The following is a 20,214-nucleotide window of genomic DNA, read 5'->3' on the forward strand; positions in this document are numbered from 1 at the left end:
AATGCGCAGAACCCGGTCAATGCGCACAACGGCGGGCAATGCGCGATACCCGCCGCACGGGGCATCCGGTGCGTAGCGTGCCCGTACCCGTACCAGCCCGACAAAGGAGTCGACATGCTCGTCATACTCGGATTCGCCATGATCCTCGCCTTCATGGCGCTGATCATGACCAAGCGGCTCACGCCGATGGTCGCCCTCATCGTGGTCCCCACGATCTTCGGCCTGTTCGCCGGCGCGGGGCTCGGCATCGGCGACATGGTGCTCGAGTCCATCGGCGCCCTCGCGCCCACGGCGGCCCTGCTGATGTTCGCCATCATGTTCTTCGGCATCATGATCGACGTCGGGCTGTTCGATCCGCTGATCCGCTTCATCACGAGGCTGCTGGGCAACGACCCGGCGAAGGTCGTGCTCGGCACGGCGCTGCTGGCCGGGGCGGTCTCGCTCGACGGCGACGGCTCGACGACGTTCATCATCACGACCTCGGCGATGCTGCCGATCTACCTGCGCCTCGGCATGAGCCCGGTGGTGCTCACCTGCGTGGCCGGCCTCATGAACGGCACACTCAACATCGTTCCGTGGGGCGGTCCCACCGTGCGCGCCGCGTCGGCGCTGCAGGTCTCGCCGACCGACATCTTCGTGCCCATGCTGCCCTCGCTCGCAGTCGGCCTGGCCGTCTCGCTCGCGTTCGCCTGGATGCTCGGCCTCGGCGAGCGCAAGCGGCTCGGCACCCTCGCCGCGGGCGACCTCATGGTGAGCGAGTGGGCGGGGGAGCGGGCGACGGATGCCGCGTCCGGGCTTCGCGGCGCCGCCGGCAGCATCCGGAACCGGCTGGGTCTCCTGCGCGGGGCGCAGGCGTCGGTCGGGGCGAGGGCGACCCTGTCGACGACGAACGTGATGACGATCACCCCGGTGGGCGGATCGACCGGGACGATGACCGTCGGCGAGGACGAGCGCGACACCGTCATGGCCGACACGGTGCTCGACCCCGCCCGTGCGACCCTGCGGCCGAAGCTGATCTGGTTCAACCTGGCGCTGACGCTCGCGGTGATGGTGCTGCTCGTCATCGACGTCGTGCCGCTCCCGTTCGTCTTCATGATCGGCGCCGCCGTGGCGCTCATCGTGAACTTCCCGAAGGTGCGGGCGCAGGCCGATGAGATCGTCGCGCACGCACCGAGCATCGTCGGCGTCGTCTCGATGGTGCTCGCCGCCGGGGTGCTCGTCGGCGTGCTCAACGGCACGGGCATGGTGACCGCGATGGCCGACTGGGTCGTCGACGTCGTGCCCCAGGCGCTCGGACCGTACCTCGCCGTCATCACCGGCATCCTCTCCATCCCGATGACGTTCTTCATGTCGAACGACGCGTTCTACTTCGGCATCCTGCCGATCCTGTCGGAGAGCGCGGCGACCTACGGCATCGACCCCGTCGAGATGGCCCGCGCGTCGATCACCGGCCAGCCGGTGCACCTGCAGAGCCCCCTCGTGCCGGCGATCCTCCTGCTCGTGTCGCTCGCGGGCGTGAACCTCGGCGACCACCACAAGAAGGTGCTCTGGCGCGCCGTGATCGTCTCGCTCGTGATGCTGACCGTCGGCGTGGTCGTCGGGGCGATCCCGTTCGGATGACGCGGGTCGGTTTCGCTTCGGATGACGCGGGTCAGTCAGTCGCGCTTCGGATGACGCGGGTCAGTCGCGCTCGCGGACGATCTCGGGGAGCGTGGGCAAATCCGCCTACGGTCGCGCGGCTCGATAGGTGAGGTGGGTCACGCGTGACGCCGGCCGCACGGACACCAGCTCGAGCTGCTGCGCGGGCACGCCGTCGAGGACGCGCTCGCCGGCGCCGAGGATGCAGGGCGTCACGTGCAGCCGAAGCTCGTCGAGGAGCCCGGCCGCCAGGTACTGGTTCAGGGTCGATGCGCCTCCGGCGATCGAGATGTCCCGGTCGCCGGCCGCGTCGCGCGCCTGCTCCATGGCCGACTCGATGCCGTCGGTGACGAAGTGGAAGGTGGTGCCGCCCTCCATCTCGATCGGGTCGTGCCCGAAGTGGGTCAGCACGAAGACCGGCCCGTGGTACGGCGGGTTCGGGCCCCACCAGCCCCGCCAGTCGCGGTCCCACTCGCCGCGCACCGGTCCGAACATGTTGCGGCCCATGATCGTCGCGCCCGAGTCGACGATCGCGTCGATCTCCGCCCGGTTCTCGTCGGGCGTCTCGAACATCCACCCGTGCAGCCAGTTCTCGTCGATCTCGCCGAGCGGCTTCTCCTCGCGCTGGTTCACGCCTGCGGCGAAGCCGTCGAGCGAGACGGCGATGTCGCTGTACACCTTGCCCACGATCGAACTCCTCAACTGGTTGTGATCTGCAATTGGTTGGCAGGCTATCGCAGACCAGTTGTAGACTGCAAGCGGAAATCGGAGGTCGAACATGGAACAGCGGTCGGGATGTCCGATCAACCTGTCGCTCGAGGTGTTCGGCGACAAGTGGTCGCTCATCGTCATCCGGGACATGATGTTCGGCAATCGGCGGCACTTCAACGAACTGCTCGCCGAATCCGACGAGGGCATCGCGTCGAACATCCTCGCCGACCGGCTTCGCCGTCTCACCGAGCTCGGCATGGTCACCCGTGCGCCCGACCCGAGCCACAAGCAGAAGGTCGTCTACAGCCTGACCGAGCCGGCCATCCAGCTCGTGCCCGTGCTGGCGCAGCTCGGGGCCTGGGGGCGCCGTCACCTGCCGGCGAGCCGCGAGCTCTCCGTGCGCGCCGAACTGCTCGAGCGCGGCGGCCCCGAGTTCTGGGATCGGTTCATGGACGAGCTTCGCGAGCAGCACCTGGGGGTGCCGCGACCGCCGGGCGAGCCGTCGCCGTTCGGGGAACTCCGTGCCGCCTACGAGGCCGAGCTCGCCCGCGGCGAGCGTGAGCGCGACGGCGCCGAGCAGGATGGCGACGGGACGGACGGCGACGGGGCCGACGGCCACGAAACCGCGACGCGGCATGCCCTTCAGCCGGGCTGAGCTCGCGGCATTCGCCGGCCGAACGCTTCCCGACCTCATCCCGCAGCCGACGCGGCTCCTGGTCGTCGGCATCAACCCGGGGCTGCTCACCGTGGCGGTGCAGGCGCACTTCGCGCGGCGCGGCAACCGCTTCTGGCCCGCCATGTATCGAGCCGGCGTCACCGATCGGCTCATCGACGCATCGAAGGGGTTCGATTCCGATGACGTGCGTCATCTCGAGCAACGGGGCGTCGGCTTCACGTGCATCGTCCCGCAGGCCACGGCCCGCGCCGCCGAGCTGACGCCATCGCAGCTGCTAGCGGGAGCCGTCGCGCTGCGGGAACGCGTGGCGACCGTGCGACCCCGGGTGGTCGCCGTCCTCGGGATCAGTGCGTACCGGGTGGCGTTCGACGAGCCGCACGCCCGGGTCGGGCGCCAGCCGCGCGACTGGGACGCCGCCCAGGTGTGGGTCGTGCCGAACCCGAGCGGCCTCAACGCCCACGCCTCGCTCGATGACCTGACGTCGGCCTACCGTGAGGTCGCGATCGCGGCCGGCATCGAGCCGTACCCCGGGTGAGCGCGGCGCGGGACGGTGGACCCCGCCACCGTCCCCGTCGCCCGGCTCACCGTGCGGCGGTGCTCAGAGCTCGTCCATCCAGGCAGGGTCGGACGTCTCGTTCGCGCGTGCCGGATACGCGTGCTGCGTCAACTTCGCCGTCTCGGCGTGGAAGTAGCCCACCAGCTCGTCGTCGACGATCTCCTCGCCGTCAGCCTCCTCCTCGGCGTCGGCGATCAGCTGACTCGCGGGACCGATGAGCAGTGTCGACCTGCTGATCGACCCGTCGGGCGCGAGCGTGGGGATCTCCACGGTCGCGGATTGGTTCGCCTTCGCCAAGGCCTTCGCGTACTCCAGCACTGCTCGAGCGATCTCCGAACCAGTGACGACGGAGTCGCCCGCGTAATGTATCCGGTCCATGCATCCATCGTCACGCGGCCTGATCGCCGGGCGACAGGGCTTGACCTCGCCGGGCCGACGCGGCAGAGCACAGCACACGACTCGTGTGATCGGATGCCGCGGCGCGGGCGACGCGGGGCGATCATGTCCACGCTCGTGTGACGCAGTCGAAGGCCGTCGCTCATCGCTCGGTCGACAGAACGGCACGGTCCGCACCCAGGCCAGTGGCCGCCGCCTGGTGTTGCAGGCGGCGGCCACGGGGTGCTCGGCGTACGTGGTGCCCTCAACGGGTCGCCCTGTCGGGCGGCTGATTCATCGGGGGCTGCGGCTCCCGAGGGCCGGGGCGAGGAAGTCGATGAGCAGGCTGTTCACTCGCTCGGCTTCGTCGTGGTGCACCCAGTGGGAGGCGTTCGGAAGGCGCTCGACGCGGTCGAGGTTGGGCACGTCTTCCTGGTGCGGCTCGGCCAGGTCGGGACCGAGGTAGCGGTCGCCCTGTCCCCAGATCACCAGGGTCGGGGCTGCGATCGGAAGGACCTTCTGCTTGGATCCGAGCCGAACTGCGGCGCGGTAGTAGTCGATCATCGCCTTCACGGCCCCGGGCTGGGACCAGGCCTCCACGTAGCGATCGTTCTCCTGCGGTGTGTATGGCGGGCGGGCGTCGCGCTGGAATCCCTTGAAGAACTTCCATCCGTCGCGGGCGGCGCGGCGCTCCGGGAGTCCGGGGAACTGGAAGTAGAAGAAGTACCAGCTCCGCAGCAGCTGGCGGGGGTTGCGGAGCCCCTCGTTCAGCTTGCGCGGATGCGCCGCGTTCAAGATGACGAGGCGGTTCACGACCTCGGGGTGGTTCATGGCGAGTGACCAGGCGACCGATCCGCCCCAGTCGTGTCCGACCACCGCCGCCGAACCGGCCCCGAGTTCGCGGATGAGACCACTGATGTCGGCCGCCGGCTTGTCAGCCGTGTAATCGGTGAATCCCTCGGGCTTCGAGGACAGGTTGTAGCCGCGGAGGTCGGGCGCGACCACCCGGTAGCCCGCGTTCACGAGCGGGGCGATCTGGTCGCGCCAGCTGTACCAGAACTCGGGGAAGCCGTGCAGCAGGAGCACGAGTGGTCCGTCGCCCGCCTCGACGTAGTGGAGGTCGACGTCGCCGACCTGGGCGTAGCCGTCGCGAAGCGCGGTGCCCACGTCGAGCGTCGAGCGAGTGACGGTGTTGGTTGTGGTGTTCATCATGATCCCCTTTCACGAGATCTCGTTGTGATGCCACCAACCCTCGTCCTGGCGCGCTCGCGTCGCGCCCGGGAGATGCCCGGGTCTGCCTCCCCGGTCGCTCCCGGGTGTGGAACGTCGGCCTCTTGCCTGCGCGGACGCCGATCTCTACTGTCGGAACCGGCGGTGGATTGCCCATGAGGAATGAGGAGCACCGCGCACTGCGAGGCAGGCGCGAGGAGTGCGCACAGCTGGACCGGCTTCTGGCGAGCGCCGCCTCAGGGAACAGCGAAGTGCTGGTGCTCCGTGGCGAGGCGGGCGTCGGGAAGTCCGCCCTGCTGGGATATCTCGCGCAACACGCAGCCGGGTTCGTGATCTCGCGGGCCTCGGGCGTGGAGTCGGAGGTCGACCTCTCCTACGCGACCCTTCAACAACTGTGCGCACCGTTCATCGACGTCGCCGCCCACCTTCCTGAGCCGCAGCGACACGCCCTCGACACGGCGTTCGGCGCGCGTGGCGGCGAGCGTCCTGATCGATTCCTCGTCGGGCTCGCCGTCCTGGGTCTTTTCGCGGAGGTGGCTGAGACGACCCCCCTCCTCTGCATCCTCGACGATGCGCAGTGGGTCGATGCGCTGTCGGCGCAGGTGCTGACGTTCGTGGCTCGACGCGTGGCTGCTGAGCGAATCGCGATCGTCTTCGCCGTGCGCGATGCGGTCCAGGGCGATGAGGGCGATGCGTTCGATGCCGTCCCGGCGCTCGCCGTCCACGGCCTGGGCGAGGCGGATGCCGCTGTCCTGCTGGATTCGGTTGTGGCAGGGCCGTTCGATCAGCGGGTGCGCAGCCGCATCCTCGCGGAAGCGCGAGGAAATCCGCTCGCCCTCATCGAGTTGCCGCTCGAGCTCGATCGTCCGGAGTCGGGTTTCGGGATCGTCCCCGTCCAGCGTGGCTCCATCTCCAGTCGAATCGAATCCGGTTTCGTGCGCCGCATGGACTCGCTTCCTGCAGCCACGCGCGAGCTGCTGCTGATCGCCGCAGCGGAACCGATGGGGGACGTGAGCCTGCTCTGGCGGGCGGCCACGCTCTCGGCCATCCCCGTCGACGCCATCGAACCGGCGCAGGACGCGGGCCTCGTGGAACTGGGGGGTCAGGTTCGATTCCGTCACCCGCTGATGCGGTCGGCGATCTATCGCGCCGCCACCGAGCGCGATCGGAGGAGGGCGCACCGGATCCTCGCCGACGCGATGGTCGGCGACGGGAATGCGGATTGCCTGGCCTGGCACAGGGGAGTGGCGGCGAGTGGTCTGGATGACGTCGTCGCCGGTGACCTCGAACTCGCCGCCGCCCGAGCGCAGGTGCGCGGTGGCTGGACGGCGGCCGCAGCCTTCCTCGCACGATCGATGGAACTCACCCCGGACCCCGAGCAGCGAGCGCGGCGAGCCCTCGCGGCCGCGTTCGCGCGACTTCAGGCGGGTTCCACCGACGGAGCGCGTTCGATGCTCGCGATCGCCCGAGCCGGGCCGCTCAGCGACCTCGACGACGCGCGAGCGCAATTGCTCGGAGCCCAGATCACCTTCGCTTCGACCCGGGGTCGCGAGGCCCCGTCGCTGCTGCTGCTCGCGGCCAAGAGGCTCCAGCCCTTGGACGCGACCCTTGCCCGCGAGACGTATCTCGAGGCGTTCACGGCGGCGTTGTTCGCCGGACGCCTCGCGGACGGAGGTGCGGCACTCGAGGACGTGGCGCGAGCCATCCTCGATGCGCGCTGGGACGAGACGAACCGCCGGCTGCCGTCGGCGCCTGCGCTGCTTCTCGATGGACTCGCAACCCTCGTCGAACAGGGGTACGCCGCGGGCGCCCCGATGCTTCGGCGTGCACTCGATGCCATGCGAAGCGATCCGTTCAGCGGCGAAGACGTCCTGCCGTGGCTGTGGCCGGCAGCTCGCGCGGCCCGAGCGGTGGGCGACGACGTCAGCTGGCTGGAGCTCACGAGTCGACACGTCGAGCTCGCGCGACGTACCGGCGCGCTCGGGACGCTGCCCATCGCCCTCGCCGAGCGGGTCAGCGTCGAGCTGTTCACCGGGGATCTCGAAGCCGCGCTCGCGCTGGCCGTCGAGGCGGAGGCGGTGACCACCGCCACGGGCAACGAACTGAGTCCGCACATCCCGTTCCTGCTCGCCGCCTGGCGTGGTGACGAGACCCGAGCGCGGGCGCTCATCGACGCCAGCCGCACCGATGTGGCTGCACGCGGTGAGGGGGTCTGGCTCATGGGGACCGAACTGACGAGCTCGGTCTTCCTCAACAGCTACGGACGTTACGAAGAGGCGCTGGCTGCTGCGGAGCGTGCGGCTGAGCATCCGTTCGAGTTGGGGTTGTCCACCTGGGTCTATCCGGAACTCATCGAGGCGGCCGTGCGCAGCGACCAGCCCGGTCGAGCGGCTGTCGCGCTCGATCACCTGGTCGAGATCGCCGTCGCGGGCGCGGGCGACTGGTCGCTCGGCGTCCTGGCACGCTGCCGCGCCCTGCTCAGCAGCGATGAAGATGCCGAGGCCTTGTACCGCGAATCGGTCGAACGGCTCAGTCGCACCCGCATCGGCATGGCTCGGGCCCGCGCCCAGCTGCTCTACGGCGAATGGCTCCGCCGAATCGGTCGGCGAGTGGATGCGCGCGAGCAGCTGCGACCCGCCCTCGAGTTCTTCGCCGACGCGGGCCTGGAGGGTTTCGTCGAACGAACCCGACGCGAGCTCGCTGCGACCGGCGAGACCGTTCGCGCCCGCTCCGTCGACACGGCGAACGACCTGACCGCACAGGAGACCCTCATCGCCCGCCTTGCCGCGGAAGGCCGCAGCAATCCCGAGATCGGGGCTCAACTCTTCCTCAGCCCGCGGACGGTCGAGTGGCATCTCGGGAAGGTGTTCACCAAGCTCGGGGTCGAGTCGCGCAAGGGGCTTCGGGCCACCCTGCGACCAGGAGGGCCAGGTCTGGGGTCCTACGACTCCGTGACGGCAACCTCGGATCCCAGGTAGGTGATCACGCCGGGCGGGTACTCGTGCCAATGATCGACGATGTGATCCACTGACGGAGGAACCGGACCCGCCCAGCCGGCGCCGGCAGCCAGCGAGGGTTCGGGCAGTCTCGAGATGCCGATGATTGCGAACGGTGAGACCTCCGTGCCCCCCGTCGGCGTCGGTGCGGTCGACACCGTCGACGTGGGCGGCGCCGGTGCAGGTGCCGGCGGGGGCCGGTGTGTTGCGTCGTCCTCGCGCGCGATGCTCCCGGAGCTGTCCCATACCTTCCTCGTGACGGTCCACGTGCCATCGCGGTCTTCCTTGGTGTGGATGGTGCATCGCTGGCCGCCGGCGGTCTCGTTCAGCTCCTCCCACATCTGCAGGTCGCCGGCGGGCGAGCCGTCGGGACGGACGTTCCAGAGCTTCATCACGCCACCGTGGGAGTCCAGATCGTGGCATGGCCGTACTTCTCTGACGAGCGCCGACCCGTCCGAGCTGTATCGCCACGTCGTCACGTCATCTGAGCCTGGATGCCGGTGCACGATCTCCCAGGTGCCGTCGTCGTGGAATCGCATCGAGACCTGGGTGTCGTCGGGGTAGCTCAATTCGCCCACGCTCTTGAGTTCTCCACCGGGAAGGAACGTGATCACCTGTGTCGAACGGGTTCCGTCGTTCCACATCACGCGGAGCTGTGCTTCGACCCGGACGCCGTTGGCGTCGAAATAGAGCGTGCGTTCCTCGATGTACCCGTTCCCCGGGACTTGTACCACCCACGCGTGAAATCGCCCACGTCCCATTTGCGGCTCCCAGCTCGCGCCATGACGACAGCCTCCTGGCCGTGAGGATACCCTCCAGACGATGCTCCGGCACTCCTCGTGTCGAGCGAGCGATGCGCGGCGACACCCGGACGGTTGGCCCTCGGACGTGGGCACACCGTGCGAGCGGGCGGCAGACTCATCGGTAGCGGCGAATGCCTCTCGCTCGCTCGCCGCGGCGATGATGCCCGACCTTTCGTGTCGCGGTCGGTGGGACGAGGAGCTGATGCCGTCACTGCTCGAACTGGTGCTCGAGGCCAATGGGGCCGCCCGGTTCGCCTCCGTCTCCCACGTCACCGCCGTGGTCGACTACGGCGGCACCTTCTGGGACCTCAAGGGCCACCCGAGCTTCGCCGGATCCGCGATCGTCGAAGCCAGCGCGCACCGGCAATGGATCCGGCAGACCGATGTCGTCGGCGGCCGACAGATGATCTTCGATCGGTCGCTGGATCGGATCACCGTGATGGACCGCAACGGGGAGGTCATCGAAGAGTTGCACAGTCCACGCCGGACATTCGGCGGATACACGCGGCACTCCCCGTGGAGTGAGGGGCAAGTGGCATACTTCCGCTGCTACACGACCTGGCACTACCTGGTCGAGCCCTTCGTCTTCGCCGTTCCGGGCATCACCAGCGGCGAGATCGACGAGCACGCCGAGCACGGCGAGCATTGGCGGGGCCTCTGCGTCACATTTCCCGACGGCGTCGACAGCCACAACCAGACGCAGCTGTACTACTTCGACGACGCCTATCACCTGAGACGCACAGACCTGCAACCCGAGGTGAACGACTACTCACCGACCGCGCAGTACGTTCACGATCACGTCGAGATCGACGGCATCACGCTGCCGACGAAACGCCGGGTGCACATGCGACGGCTCGATCGATCACCCGACACCAGCCGCACGCCCATCACGGTCGAGCTGAGCGGCATACAGTTCAGTTGAAGGCTCGATCGCGTCATCCGACGAGTCGAGCGTGCGGAACCCTGGGCGAGCGGAGCGACGTGGAACCGGAATCCTCTGGAGATGTGCGCGAACGCACGGTTCGCTGGGACGACACCGCCACCGGCTTGGCTGCACTGCCACAGATGGCGGGACTCGATTTCCTGCGGGCGATCCGCGATGGTGAGCTCCCACCGGCTCCGATCTCGTCGCCCATGCTGATGCGGTTGGAGGAGGTCGACGACGGACGAGTCGCCTTCTCGTGCGAGCCCGACGAGTCCCTCGCGAACCCGCTCGGGTCGGTCCACGGCGGCGTGATGTGCACCATCCTCGATTCCGCACTGGGCTGTGCCGCGCACTCGACCCTCCCCGTCGGCGTCGGATACACGTCGATCGAGATCAAGGTGAGCTACCTCCGTCCCGTTCAGTTCGGCGCCGGGAAGCTGACCGCGATCGGCACGGTGACGAAGCGAGGCAGGCGGGTCATCTTCGCCGAGGGCGAGGTCCTGGACGCGGATGGGAACGTCGTCGCCGCAGCGAGCAGTTCGCTGCTGGTGTTCCCGATCACCTGACGCCGAACCGAGCCGCCGATGCGGCACCCGCGCCGGTCGAGCCGGTGTGCGTTCGCGAGCGTCGGAGCGATTCGAGGTTCGCGTCCCGCCCTGACGTCAGACCGGTGCGATCTTCGGGAAGGTCCACGACCCGTCGAGCACCTCGGGCCGGGGTCGATACATCCGCACGAGGTAGTTCCAGCCGTCGGTGAGCGGCAGGGTGTTCGGCAGGCTGCCATCGCCGCCGAAGCGCACGGTGATCGACCCGTCGTGGTTCTTCACACCGTTGATGTTGTTCACGCTGTAGGCACCCAGCGGGTTCTCTTCGAAGAAGCCCGCCGAGTTGTACAGGCTGATCGACCAGAAGGCGTCGACGGGCACGTCCTTGACTGTGAGGTGATACTCGCCGACGGGCAGGTGCGGCTCTTCGGACACGTAGAACGCCTCGGTCTCGGGCAGGCCTCCCCAGCCGGCTGCGGTTCCGAGGAGATGTTGCCTGGGGTCGACGTCGTCCTTGTCGCCGAACATCCCGTGGGTCCCGCTGTCGAGACCCACCCGCTGCACCTCGGCGAGGATGGCCTGGCGGGTCCCGGTGAACGACTCCTCGTCGTAGTCGGGCATGACGAACGGCTCGTTCGAGGGCGCGTCGATGGCGAAGCCGTCTTGGATCGCGTGCACGCGCTCGAGATCGCCGGGGTCGGTCCCATCGAGGAGCACCCTCGCGCCCAGGGCGGCGTACGGGGTGCCGATTTCGTCGGCCGTGAGGGTGTACGTCCCCGCCGCGTGGAAGATGCGCTTCACGTAGTGGTCTTCGTCGATGACCATGACCGAGACGTATCGCTCGCCGGACTCGGGCACTGTGAGCGTCACTCCCTTCGACGCGTCGACCACCGCGAGACTGTAGAGCGTGTCGCGGTTCATGCGAATGATGGTCTGCTTGTCGATCGGGGTGGGCTCACGATAGTGGTTCCAGCGGTTCACGCCGCCGGCAGCAGCTTGCAGACCGGCGAGCATCCGATCCGTCTCGGCTCGGACGAAGTTCTCGTTGTCGACGCTGATCGTCATCGTTCCCCCTGGTCCCGCCGTGGGCCATCCACGAGCACGGTTGCGCTCACGATATCGCGGGCGCGGACGGAGCGACCGTGAGCGTCCCACCTTCGATCCGGCGTCTGACGGGTCATCGTGTCTGGCGGCGTCGGGTGACGAGAACCGCGCAGCCCGCAACGAGGAGCGCGATGCCGGCGACGCCGGCCGAGAAGGCCCATCCCGTGCCCGTCGACGCGAGCGGGTCGGATGTCGTGGCCGTGACCGTCGGGATGCGAGCGGTCGACGGGTCGGAGGCGACGTCGCCGCCGCTCGGCGTCGTCGCCGACGCCGTGGCGGTGTTGACGAGTTGCTGTCCCGTGAGGTCGCCGGCGACGGCCGTATATCGGGCCGTGCAGACGATCGTCTGGCCCGGCACGAGCGCGCCGTCGTCCTCACAGACGGGTGTCGTCAACGCGCCATGTCCGGTGAAGGCGCCCTCGACGATGGACGGATCGGCGAGCGTGGTGTTGCCGGTGTTCATGACGGTGAACGAGTACCGCACCACCTGACCGGCAGCCGTGACCGTGTCCGTGTCCGACGTCTTGGCCAGCGTGAGTGACGGGTTCGGCGACTCGGGCAGGGTGATCGTCGAGGGGTTGGACGGGGTCGGTGTCTCCGACCCCGGCGGAAGGCCGAGGGCGGTCGCCGTGTTGACGATCTCACCGTGGTCGACATCGGCTTGCGTGACGGTGTAGCTGGTGGTGCAGACCACCTGGTCGCCGGGGTCGAGAAGGGCGGACTCAGCCGGGCAGTTCGGCGCAGGAAGGGGCCCGGAGCCGGTGAACGCGCCTTCCTCGACGGCGATGTTCGTCATGGTCACATTGCCGGTGTTGGTCACGACGAACGAGTACGTGATCGTCTCGCCGACGACGTGTTCCTCGAGCGCCGGCGCGCTCGCTGATTTCACGAGGCTCAGCTCGGGCGTCTGCGCGAGCGTCACGGTGGCCGTGGACGGTGCTGAGGTGGGGTCGTCGCCACTGGCGGCGGTGGCCGCGGCGGTGGCGGTGTTCGCGATGGTGCCCGCATCCACATCCGCCTGGGTCACCGCGTACGTGGCGCTGCAGGTGACGAACTGTCCCGGGAGCACGGACCCTGTGGGGCAGTCGGCTTCGGGCGCTGATCCCGTGCCCGTGAACGCCGTCTCCACGATCGTCGGATCACTGACGGAGACGTTTCCGGTGTTCGTCACGCGGAACGAATAGGTGATCGTCGTGCCGGCGGCTGAGGCCGTGTCGGGGGTCGCGGTCTTGGTCAGGCTGATCGCGGGCGCCGGATCGATCGGCACCAGGGCATCGGACGGCGGGGTCGTCACGGATGTCTCGTCGGGCGCGATTCCGGTGGCTGTGGCGCTGTTGGTCACCTCGCCGGCTTCGATGTCGGCTTGGGTCAGCGTGTAGCCGGCTGTGCAGGTCTGCTGCTCCTGCGGGTCGAGCCGACTCATCGCCGCGGGGCAGTCGAGGGCGGACAGCGTACCCGTTCCGGAGAACGCGGTCTCATCGACGGCGACGTCCGAGAGGGTGACGTTGCCTTCGTTGGTCACGACGAAGGTGTACGTGACCAGCTGCCCTTCCTCGTAGTCGTCGGCGCTCGATGGAGATGCCGACTTCACGATGGAGAGTTCGGCCGCCTGAGCCAGCGGCGTGTCCGTCGACGCGGGGTTCGACTGGGCGACCGGGCCGGTCGGCGGTGTGCCCTGGCCCTGGGCCGTGTTGGCGACCTGGCCGGCATCGATGTCCGCCTGTGTCAGCGCATAGGTTGCGGTGGCGGTCACGGATTGACCGGGGGCAAGCGTGCCCGGGGTGCCTGGCCAGGTGTACTCCAGCGTGGAGAGGTCAGGCAGAGGGTCGCTGATCGAGACGTCGGTGAGCGTGACGGCCGCAGCGCTCGTCAGTGTGAACGTGTAGGTGATCACGTCGCCGGGCTGGGCCGGATTCTGCACCTCGGCCACATCGGCCGCCTTGGTGAGCGTCAGGATCTGGTCCGCCGCGGTCAGCCCCGTGGTCGACGACTCGGCTGCGGGCATCCGCTGGTCACCCGCCGTCGCGGTGCTTCCGACGGTGTTCCATGCCGTGAGGCCGGCGATCTGGTCGGGCGTGGAGACCTCGATCGGGATGCTGATGTTCTTCGGCTGATTCGCCGACGCGGCGACGTAGACGAGGCCGTCGTACGCGAATCGAAGTGCGGTGGTCTGCGCGATCGGGGATGGAGCGGTGGTCGACCAGTCGTCGACGCAGCCGGGGTTGGTGGGCAGCACCTCGGGTCGGCAGGGGTTCGTCGCCGTCGAATAGGACACCGTGACCCCGGCCGGCACCGGGCCGACGTCGGTCAGTGTGACGGGGAACTCCGAGCCCCGAGGGGTCGATGACGATGCCTGGGTGTCGCCGATGCGGGGGAGCAGGTCGTAGAGCACGGGGTCCTTCAGGTTGGTGCTGCCCGTGTTGGTGAAGACGACGTCGTAGCGGGCGAGCCCGCCGTCGGGGCTCACCCTGCCAACGCCGCCGGCGGACACGGGACCGGCGTCGAGGTTGCCCTGCACGGTCTTGCCGACGGAGAAGGCGGGATTGATCGGAGCCACCGCGAACGTGGCGACGACGCCGCAGAAGTTGCCCGGGATGGGGGAGCCGTTCGCTCGCAGCACCGCCAGGTTCGGGGACTTCTGTCCGGGCGGTGGGGCGGTCGGCGAGCCCAGGCAGGCCGTGACCGGGTTCCCGTAGCCGACGGTGACGTCGCTGGTGTACGTGCCGCCGCAGCCGGCGCCGAGGGACAGCTTCATGTTGTTCGTGGTGACCAGTGCGTAGTTGCCCGGCGCCTGGATCACGCCGGCCGGGATCACCCATCGGTAGAGGGTTCTGCCGGTGCCGTTGTAGTCGGGAACGATCGTGGGTGTGACGATCGGAGACGTGTACTGATTGGTGGGGAAGGACACGCTGGTCAGCCGGAATGCGGTGTTCGGGCTCACGATGAGCGTGGATCCCGCTGGCGTGAGCCAGTCGAAGTAGATCGCCTGCGACGGCGCCGTGCCGAGCTCGATGGTCGCGAACTCGCCGTTGCCGAGCGAGGAGCTGGTGGTGCAGCTGGAGCCGCCGTCGTACGCCACGCCGTGGACGGCGTTCACCACGACACCGCTGGGCGCGTTCGGGCTCACGACCATCAGGTCTCGGTTCGCCGTCTCGGTGGGGACCACCGGGGTGTCCTGCAGGTCGATGAGATACGCGTCAGCGGTCGCGGTGTTCCTGAGGAGCGTGGTCGTGGCGACCGACGGAGCGCTGTACCCGTTCACGACGAAGTGCAGTTGTGCCGCGGTGTTCGCCGCCTGGGTGGCGAACGGTGGGAAGTCGATCTCTGCGACGGCTGGGGATGCCGGGATCACCCATCCCGTGCCCGGCGTGAACGGGATCGCCGCGGAGGTGCCGTCGGTGTGGATCACCGTGATCGCGTTCGATGCGATGGGAGTGAAGCCCGTTGCCTGGATCAGCCGGGGGATGAACGCGGGGTTCGTGCAATACGGTCCGCCCGCAGGGAGCGAGGAGTACACCTGGGCCGAGAGGGTGTCGAGGCATGGCATCGGGTCCTTCACGGAGAAGACGACGCCGGAATTGGTTCCGACCGTCTGCAGTCCGATGTCGTACCAGGCCGACCTGCCGGACTGGTTCCAGTCGCCGGGATACGTGTACGGATACCTCTGGCCGTCAGGCGGGAACGTGTACTGTCCGCTGTCGGGGAACGCCTGCGAGCCCACGCCCTTGCTGAGGAAGGGCTGGGGCACCACGGGGACGACGCGGGTGGTCGTGGAGCTCTGCCCCGAACCGGTCGTGCCGTCCCAGTACGTCCACGTCGCGGTCGCCGTGTTCGAGATGGTCTCGCCCGTGGCATCCGGGACCCCGTCGTCACGGGCGAAGCCACGCACCGTGATGGTTCCATTGCAGATGCTGCCCGCGGATCCCGAGTACGTGAGCGTGTGGGTGGCGGGGTCGTAGGTCGGCGTACCGGGCATCGGCGCGGTGACCGATGCGGACGCGAAGGTGAAATTGTCAGGCAGCGGGTCGGTCACGGTCAGGGTCTCGATCGAATACACCCCGGTGATGCCGCCGCACCCGATGGTGAGCGAGAACTGCATGCCCGCGCCGGTGCCGATCGTCACGGGCGCACTCTTCGCGAACGAACCCTGCGCGGCCGCCGTCACGGTGAGGGTCGCTGGTGCCCCGGTGGCGGAGGGGAAGTTGGTGCCGCTGAGCGTCGGGGTGATGGTGACCTGGGTGCCGTTCATGGTGCGATACCCCGGGGTCGTCACCGGAAAGGTGCACTGGTTGGTGCCGTTCGGAACGAAGCCGTAGTTGAACGAGACGACACCTGCCGCGACCGTCCGAGTCACGCCGGGACATGAGGAACCGCCCACCCACGAGGCGAAGTCGGTCACCGCCCCATCACCCGTGATCGCGGTCGAGGGGAAGCTGATGGTCGTGCCCTCGCAACCGAGGCCATCGGTGACGCTGCACTGCAGGGTGAGGGTGTATTGGACCTGTTGCCCGCTCTGGACCGTCGAGGCCGTCGGTGAGATGGTGACGCTGGCCGTGCCGGCCGCGAGCGCCGGCGTGCTCTCGAGGGAGATCGTCGCCAGGCAGAGTGCGAACGCGCACAGCGCCGCACACAGACGCCACGCACGCCGTCGGAGTCCGCGATCCGAACGAATCGGACCAGTCGACACGCCATGCCGAGTCATTCGTGAACCCCCACGCCGATGCGGGTGGCAACGGGTTCGCGCCGCTTCGCCGACTCGATTCCAGGCGTGCAGGACTCCATACGCAATCTCCCCCGATCGCTTCCGCGCTCATGAGCGCGTCCCCCAGCGGCGCCGACAATCGGCGCCTGTGCCGCATGCGGCATACGCATTCAGTAGAGGCGACGGGGGAGGGCGGCGCGTAGTGCAGATCGGGTGAAATTCGTCACGGACGACGGATGACGCGCCGGCCCGCGTTTCGCCGAACTGTCGCGTCGATGGCGGCCTGCGGTCGGGGCGGCTTCGCCGACGGGTCCACTGCGCCGCCATAGGATGCGACGGTGGGAGAGTCGACTTCGGGGGCGGTCGGGACACGGGATGATCTGCGACAGGTGCTCCTTGACGGAAAGGTCAGTATTCCGGCGCCTGCCGCCGGAGGGGTGAGCCGACGAAGGGTGATCGAGGAAGCACGCGCCAGCGGCGCCAGGGTCATCGGCATCACCGCACCGGCGGGATACGGCAAGTCCACGGTTCTCGCCGAATGGGCGGCTCTCGAGGATCGCGCCGTCGCCTGGGCCACGGTCGACCGCTTCGATGACGACGCCGCGGCGCTCCTCTGGCTCTTGGCGAGTGCCTGCTCCACGATCTCGCCGTCCGCAGCACGAATCGTCCCCGAGATGCGGGGCGTCGGCGCGTCGGTGCTGGGGCGTTCCGCACCCTTGCTTGCCGCAACGCTCAGGCGGACGGCCACGCCGTTCGTGCTCTTCGTCGACGACCTTCACCTCGCCGACTCGCTGGCGTGCCGGGACGCGTTGGAGATCGTGCTGGCCGGGGTGCCGGAAGGTTCGCAAGTGGTGCTCGCGAGTCGTCATCAGCAACCGCATCTCGCGCGACTGCGCGCGATCGGTGCCGCGCATGAGATCGGGGTGGAGGACCTTCGGCTGGGCATCGATGGGGCACGGACGATCTTCGACCAGGCCGGTGTCGACGTCGAATCGGACGGACTCACCGCCGTGGTGGACCGCTGCGAAGGCTGGCCGACCGGGATCTTCCTCTGCGCGCTCCTCTCGCGGGCCGGCGGCGAGACGCTCCCGCTGACGGGAGGCGTCGCGTTCATCACCGACTACCTCTACCGCGAGTGCGTCGGGCAGCTGTCCCACGAGGCCCAGCGATTTCTCCGCAGAACGTCAGTGCTGGAGCAGCTCTCCGGCGACGTCTGCGACGCGGTGCTGGAGGCCGGGGACTCGACCGCGCGGCTACGGGAGCTGGAGTCGCTGAACCTCTTCCTCATTCCGCTCGACCGGAGACGCGGGTGGTACAGGTACCACGCGCTGTTCCGCGAGTTCCTCCTCGCGGAGCTGTTGGCGGCGGACCCGACGGAGGCCACCGACCTCAACCTGCGAGCAGCGACGTGGTTCGAAGCCAATGGGTTCCCCGCGCAGGCCGTGGAGCACTTACTGGCAGCGGGCGAACGTGATCGGTCCGCCCGACTCGTCGCGCATCTTGCAATGCCGACGTACCATTCCGGACAGGTGGCGGTCCTCGACCGCTGGATCGCGGAGCTCGGTGAGCCAGCCGTCGAGGGTTACCCGCCCTTGGCGATCCTGGCGGCGTGGAAGGCCGCCCTGACGGGTGAGGCCGCTGAAGCCGAGCGGTGGGTGTCGGCCCTGGACCGGAGCGAGCTTCCGAGCGTCTCGGCGGAGCAACGCCGCGCGTTCGATTCGGTGCGCAGGCTCCTCCGTGCCGCGATGTGCGCCGATGGTCCAGAGCGTGCGCTGGAGGACGCCGGCTTCGCGCTGGAACATGAACCGGCTTGGAGCCCGTGGCGGGGCCCAGCGCTCTACACCTACGGATCGTTGTGCCTCCTCGTCGGTGACGCGGGCTCCGCTCGCCGCGCCCTCACGGGTGCCGCTGCGACAGCAATGACGACGGGCAATACGGCAGCGGCCGTGTTCAGCCAGGCGGAGCTGGCCCTCCTCGACGTCGAGGACGGCGCCTGGCGTGCTGCCGAGGAGCATGTGCGTGTCGCGTTGGGCACCGTCGACGCGAATCACATGGAAGGCTACGGCACGACGGCGCTGGCGCTGGCGGTGGCATCGCGGGTGTCGATACAGTCCGGCGACGTCACGAAGGCAGAGCGGTACCTCGCACGCGCCATGCGCGCGCGGGTTCAGTGCACCTACGTGCTTCCGTTCGTCTCGCTGAAAGTTCGACTCCAACTCGCGAAGGCGTTCGTCGAACTGGGCGACCCATCGTCCGCGATCCACCTCATGCGCGAGATCCGAGAGCTGATCCATCGCCGTCCGCGGCTCGGGCTCCTGCGCGAGGAGGCGGCCGTGTTGCAGCGTCGGATCGAGCGCATGTCAGGCTGGGGCGGCGCCATACCGCTCACCCCTGCGGAGCTCAGGCTGCTGCCGTACCTCCAGACCCACCTCACGATCCGTGAGATCGGCACCCGGCTCTCCATTTCGAGGAATACCGTCAGCTCGCAACTCGGATCGATCTATCGGAAACTCGACGTCACCTCCAGGAGTGACGCCGTCGAACGGGCGATCGCCGTCGGACTCCTCGGGGAGTGAACCAGGCCGAAGATCACGCAGAAGGAACGACGCGCGGTGCGGAGCAACCCCCCAAGGTGGAAGGAGGGGTCACAGATCTCGGATGTGCCGTGGTGGAGTCCGTGTGATTCCGGAACGCGCCGAACCGCGCAACATGCACGACGGAAGGATCAGCAATGACAGAATCGTCGCTCGACGAACTGGGACCGGTCGACTTCGTGATCGTGGAGTTCCCCGTCGGCCAGTCGAACTTCACCGGGGAGATGGCCGAGGAACTGCTCAGGCTCACCGACGCCGGCACGATCAGGGTGATCGACATCCTGATCCTCCAGAAGGCGGACGACGGGACCGTCGACGCGCTGGAACTCTCGGACGCGGAGAACCTGGGGCCATTGGCGCGGCTCGAAGCCGAGCTGGCTGAGCTCCTCGCCGAAGAAGACGTCGAGAACCTCGCTGCGGCGATGGACCCGGGCAGCGTCGCCGGCGTGATCGTCTACGAGAACCTCTGGGCAGCCCCGTTCGCATCGGCGGCGCGTCGAGCCGGTGGCCAGCTCATCGCGAATGGCCGCATCCCCATGCAGGACATCATCGCCTCGCTCGAGGCGGACCAGGAACTCGAGAAGGTCGGAGACTGAGATGCTGAGACCAGCACGTGTTGGGCGCGTCGGAGTGGTGCGTGCGCCCGTGGCGAAGGCCGCCGTCGTCGGCGCTGCAGTGACCCCGGGGCGAGCGCCGGTCGCCCGCACCGCCGTGGTCGCGGCCGCCGTGACACCGGGCCGCCGCCGGATCTGACCCGGAGGTCGTGACCGACGGCGGGATGCAGCGGCGCAGCGAAGACCGCACCGCCCATGTGCTCAGCGGGCGGTCGGACCAGCAGCTGCAATGACCGCTCGTGGCGACCCGTGCGTCTCGGGGCTGCGCTGACCGCGTCCGAGATGTCCCGGGCTCAGCGCGACGCCGAACCAGAACGTTCCTGAAACAAGAAAACCCCCGGTCTCCCGGGGGTTTTCGTTTGTGGCTCCGACCGGCATCGATCCGGTGACCTTTCGATTTTCAGTCGAACGCTCTACCAACTGAGCTACAGAGCCTCGGGGCATCCGACCGATCGAAATCGGAGGCACTGCCTCGAATAAGGAGAAAGCCCCTTCTCTCGTAAGGGAAAGGGCTTGTCGCCTGAGCGACCCTGACGGGACTTGAACCCGCGACCTCCGCCGTGACAGGGCGGCACGCTAACCAACTGCGCTACAGGGCCTCGATGTGGTGTCTTGCAACACCGGCTATTGAATTGTACTGGACCTCGTCGTGTGACCCCAACGGGATTCGAACCCGTGCTGCCGCCGTGAAAGGGCGGTGTCCTAGGCCACTAAACGATGGGGCCGGGTGGCTTTGCCCAGGGGC

General features: G+C 68.4%; 14 protein-coding genes and 3 tRNA genes. 8 read left to right on the forward strand and 9 right to left on the reverse strand.

Features of this window, described 5'->3' with window-relative positions:
• Positions 1–114 precede the first annotated feature (114 nt).
• Positions 115–1,620: a CitMHS family transporter gene (locus J2X63_RS11375; RefSeq protein ID WP_309977119.1), complete on the forward strand. Its 1,506-nt coding sequence runs from the start codon at positions 115–117 to the stop codon at positions 1,618–1,620.
• 105 nt (positions 1,621–1,725) lie between these two features.
• Here the strand turns inward: J2X63_RS11375 and J2X63_RS11380 are convergent, their stop codons facing one another.
• Positions 1,726–2,325 (reverse strand): dihydrofolate reductase family protein, encoded by a 600-nt coding sequence (locus J2X63_RS11380; RefSeq protein WP_309977120.1) that lies wholly within the window; start codon positions 2,323–2,325, stop codon positions 1,726–1,728.
• Positions 2,326–2,416: 91 nt separating this feature from the next.
• Here J2X63_RS11380 and J2X63_RS11385 point away from each other — a divergent pair, with 91 nt between their 5' ends.
• Together J2X63_RS11385 and J2X63_RS11390 are read left to right on the forward strand one after the other, a co-directional pair.
• Positions 2,417–3,004: a helix-turn-helix domain-containing protein gene (locus tag J2X63_RS11385; protein ID WP_309977121.1), complete on the forward strand. Its 588-nt coding sequence runs from the start codon at positions 2,417–2,419 to the stop codon at positions 3,002–3,004.
• Positions 2,985–3,560, forward strand: coding sequence for a mismatch-specific DNA-glycosylase (locus tag J2X63_RS11390; RefSeq protein WP_309977123.1), 576 nt, complete (start codon positions 2,985–2,987; stop codon positions 3,558–3,560). The genes J2X63_RS11385 and J2X63_RS11390 overlap by 20 nt, the downstream gene beginning before the upstream one ends.
• Before the next feature lie 63 nt (positions 3,561–3,623).
• Here J2X63_RS11390 and J2X63_RS11395 read toward each other — a convergent pair whose 3' ends face one another.
• Positions 3,624–3,959, reverse strand: coding sequence for a hypothetical protein (locus J2X63_RS11395; RefSeq protein WP_309977126.1), 336 nt, complete (start codon positions 3,957–3,959; stop codon positions 3,624–3,626).
• 291 nt (positions 3,960–4,250) lie between these two features.
• Positions 4,251–5,165, reverse strand: a complete 915-nt coding sequence (locus tag J2X63_RS11400) for an alpha/beta hydrolase (protein ID WP_309977128.1) — start codon at positions 5,163–5,165, stop codon at positions 4,251–4,253.
• A gap of 107 nt (positions 5,166–5,272) precedes the next feature.
• On the opposite strand from J2X63_RS11400, the gene J2X63_RS11405 reads away from it, so the two are divergent.
• Positions 5,273–8,164: an AAA family ATPase gene (locus J2X63_RS11405; protein WP_309977130.1), complete on the forward strand. Its 2,892-nt coding sequence runs from the start codon at positions 5,273–5,275 to the stop codon at positions 8,162–8,164.
• On the opposite strand, the gene J2X63_RS11410 is transcribed toward J2X63_RS11405, so the two are convergent.
• Complete coding sequence (locus J2X63_RS11410) at positions 8,128–8,943, reverse strand: hypothetical protein (protein WP_309977132.1); 816 nt, start codon at positions 8,941–8,943, stop codon at positions 8,128–8,130. The two genes, J2X63_RS11405 and J2X63_RS11410, sit on opposite strands and share 37 nt — an antisense overlap.
• Positions 8,944–9,004: 61 nt before the next feature.
• Here J2X63_RS11410 and J2X63_RS11415 point away from each other — a divergent pair, with 61 nt between their 5' ends.
• Both J2X63_RS11415 and J2X63_RS11420 read left to right on the forward strand, forming a co-directional pair.
• Entirely contained in the window at positions 9,005–9,907 is a 903-nt protein-coding gene (locus J2X63_RS11415; protein WP_309977133.1) for a hypothetical protein, read from the forward strand.
• A gap of 143 nt (positions 9,908–10,050) precedes the next feature.
• The gene (locus tag J2X63_RS11420; protein WP_309977135.1) at positions 10,051–10,476 is read left to right on the forward strand and encodes a PaaI family thioesterase; all 426 of its coding nucleotides are present in this window, start codon (positions 10,051–10,053) and stop codon (positions 10,474–10,476) included.
• A 96-nt stretch (positions 10,477–10,572) separates the two neighbouring features.
• Here J2X63_RS11420 and J2X63_RS11425 read toward each other — a convergent pair whose 3' ends face one another.
• Together J2X63_RS11425 and J2X63_RS11430 are read right to left on the reverse strand one after the other, a co-directional pair.
• Positions 10,573–11,520, reverse strand: coding sequence for a DUF1214 domain-containing protein (locus J2X63_RS11425; RefSeq protein ID WP_309977137.1), 948 nt, complete (start codon positions 11,518–11,520; stop codon positions 10,573–10,575).
• A 112-nt stretch (positions 11,521–11,632) separates the two neighbouring features.
• Positions 11,633–15,913, reverse strand: coding sequence for a hypothetical protein (locus J2X63_RS11430; protein WP_309977139.1), 4,281 nt, complete (start codon positions 15,911–15,913; stop codon positions 11,633–11,635).
• 800 nt (positions 15,914–16,713) lie between these two features.
• Between J2X63_RS11430 and J2X63_RS11435 the strand changes: the two genes are divergently transcribed.
• Both J2X63_RS11435 and J2X63_RS11440 read left to right on the forward strand, forming a co-directional pair.
• Positions 16,714–18,837: a LuxR C-terminal-related transcriptional regulator gene (locus J2X63_RS11435; RefSeq protein ID WP_309977141.1), complete on the forward strand. Its 2,124-nt coding sequence runs from the start codon at positions 16,714–16,716 to the stop codon at positions 18,835–18,837.
• Positions 18,838–18,992: 155 nt separating this feature from the next.
• On the forward strand, positions 18,993–19,451 hold the full coding sequence (locus J2X63_RS11440) for a DUF6325 family protein (protein ID WP_309977143.1): 459 nt from the start codon (positions 18,993–18,995) through the stop codon (positions 19,449–19,451).
• Positions 19,452–19,831: 380 nt separating this feature from the next.
• Here J2X63_RS11440 and J2X63_RS11445 read toward each other — a convergent pair.
• From J2X63_RS11445 to J2X63_RS11455, 3 genes are all read right to left on the reverse strand, one after another.
• Positions 19,832–19,904 (reverse strand) — tRNA-Phe (locus J2X63_RS11445).
• A gap of 90 nt (positions 19,905–19,994) precedes the next feature.
• Positions 19,995–20,068 (reverse strand) — tRNA-Asp (locus tag J2X63_RS11450).
• A 53-nt stretch (positions 20,069–20,121) separates the two neighbouring features.
• A tRNA-Glu gene (locus J2X63_RS11455) sits at positions 20,122–20,194 on the reverse strand.
• Positions 20,195–20,214: the final 20 nt, after the last annotated feature.

This window comes from Agromyces sp. 3263, from assembly GCF_031456545.1.
In the GTDB taxonomy this organism is placed as follows: Bacteria; Actinomycetota; Actinomycetes; order Actinomycetales; family Microbacteriaceae; genus Agromyces.

Excerpts from the sequence above, each read along its gene's own strand:
- J2X63_RS11410 (WP_309977132.1), bottom strand. The coding sequence starts at position 8,943 with ATGGGACGTGGGCGATTTCACGCGTGGGTGGTACAAGTCCCGGGGAAC.
- J2X63_RS11420 (WP_309977135.1), top strand. The coding sequence starts at position 10,051 with ATGGCGGGACTCGATTTCCTGCGGGCGATCCGCGATGGTGAGCTCCCA.
- J2X63_RS11395 (WP_309977126.1), bottom strand. The coding sequence starts at position 3,959 with ATGGACCGGATACATTACGCGGGCGACTCCGTCGTCACTGGTTCGGAG.
- J2X63_RS11440 (WP_309977143.1), top strand. The coding sequence starts at position 18,993 with ATGACAGAATCGTCGCTCGACGAACTGGGACCGGTCGACTTCGTGATC.
- J2X63_RS11385 (WP_309977121.1), top strand. The coding sequence starts at position 2,417 with ATGGAACAGCGGTCGGGATGTCCGATCAACCTGTCGCTCGAGGTGTTC.
- J2X63_RS11425 (WP_309977137.1), bottom strand. The coding sequence starts at position 11,520 with ATGACGATCAGCGTCGACAACGAGAACTTCGTCCGAGCCGAGACGGAT.
- J2X63_RS11415 (WP_309977133.1), top strand. The coding sequence starts at position 9,005 with ATGCTCCGGCACTCCTCGTGTCGAGCGAGCGATGCGCGGCGACACCCG.
- J2X63_RS11400 (WP_309977128.1), bottom strand. The coding sequence starts at position 5,165 with ATGAACACCACAACCAACACCGTCACTCGCTCGACGCTCGACGTGGGC.
- J2X63_RS11390 (WP_309977123.1), top strand. The coding sequence starts at position 2,985 with ATGCCCTTCAGCCGGGCTGAGCTCGCGGCATTCGCCGGCCGAACGCTT.
- J2X63_RS11375 (WP_309977119.1), top strand. The coding sequence starts at position 115 with ATGCTCGTCATACTCGGATTCGCCATGATCCTCGCCTTCATGGCGCTG.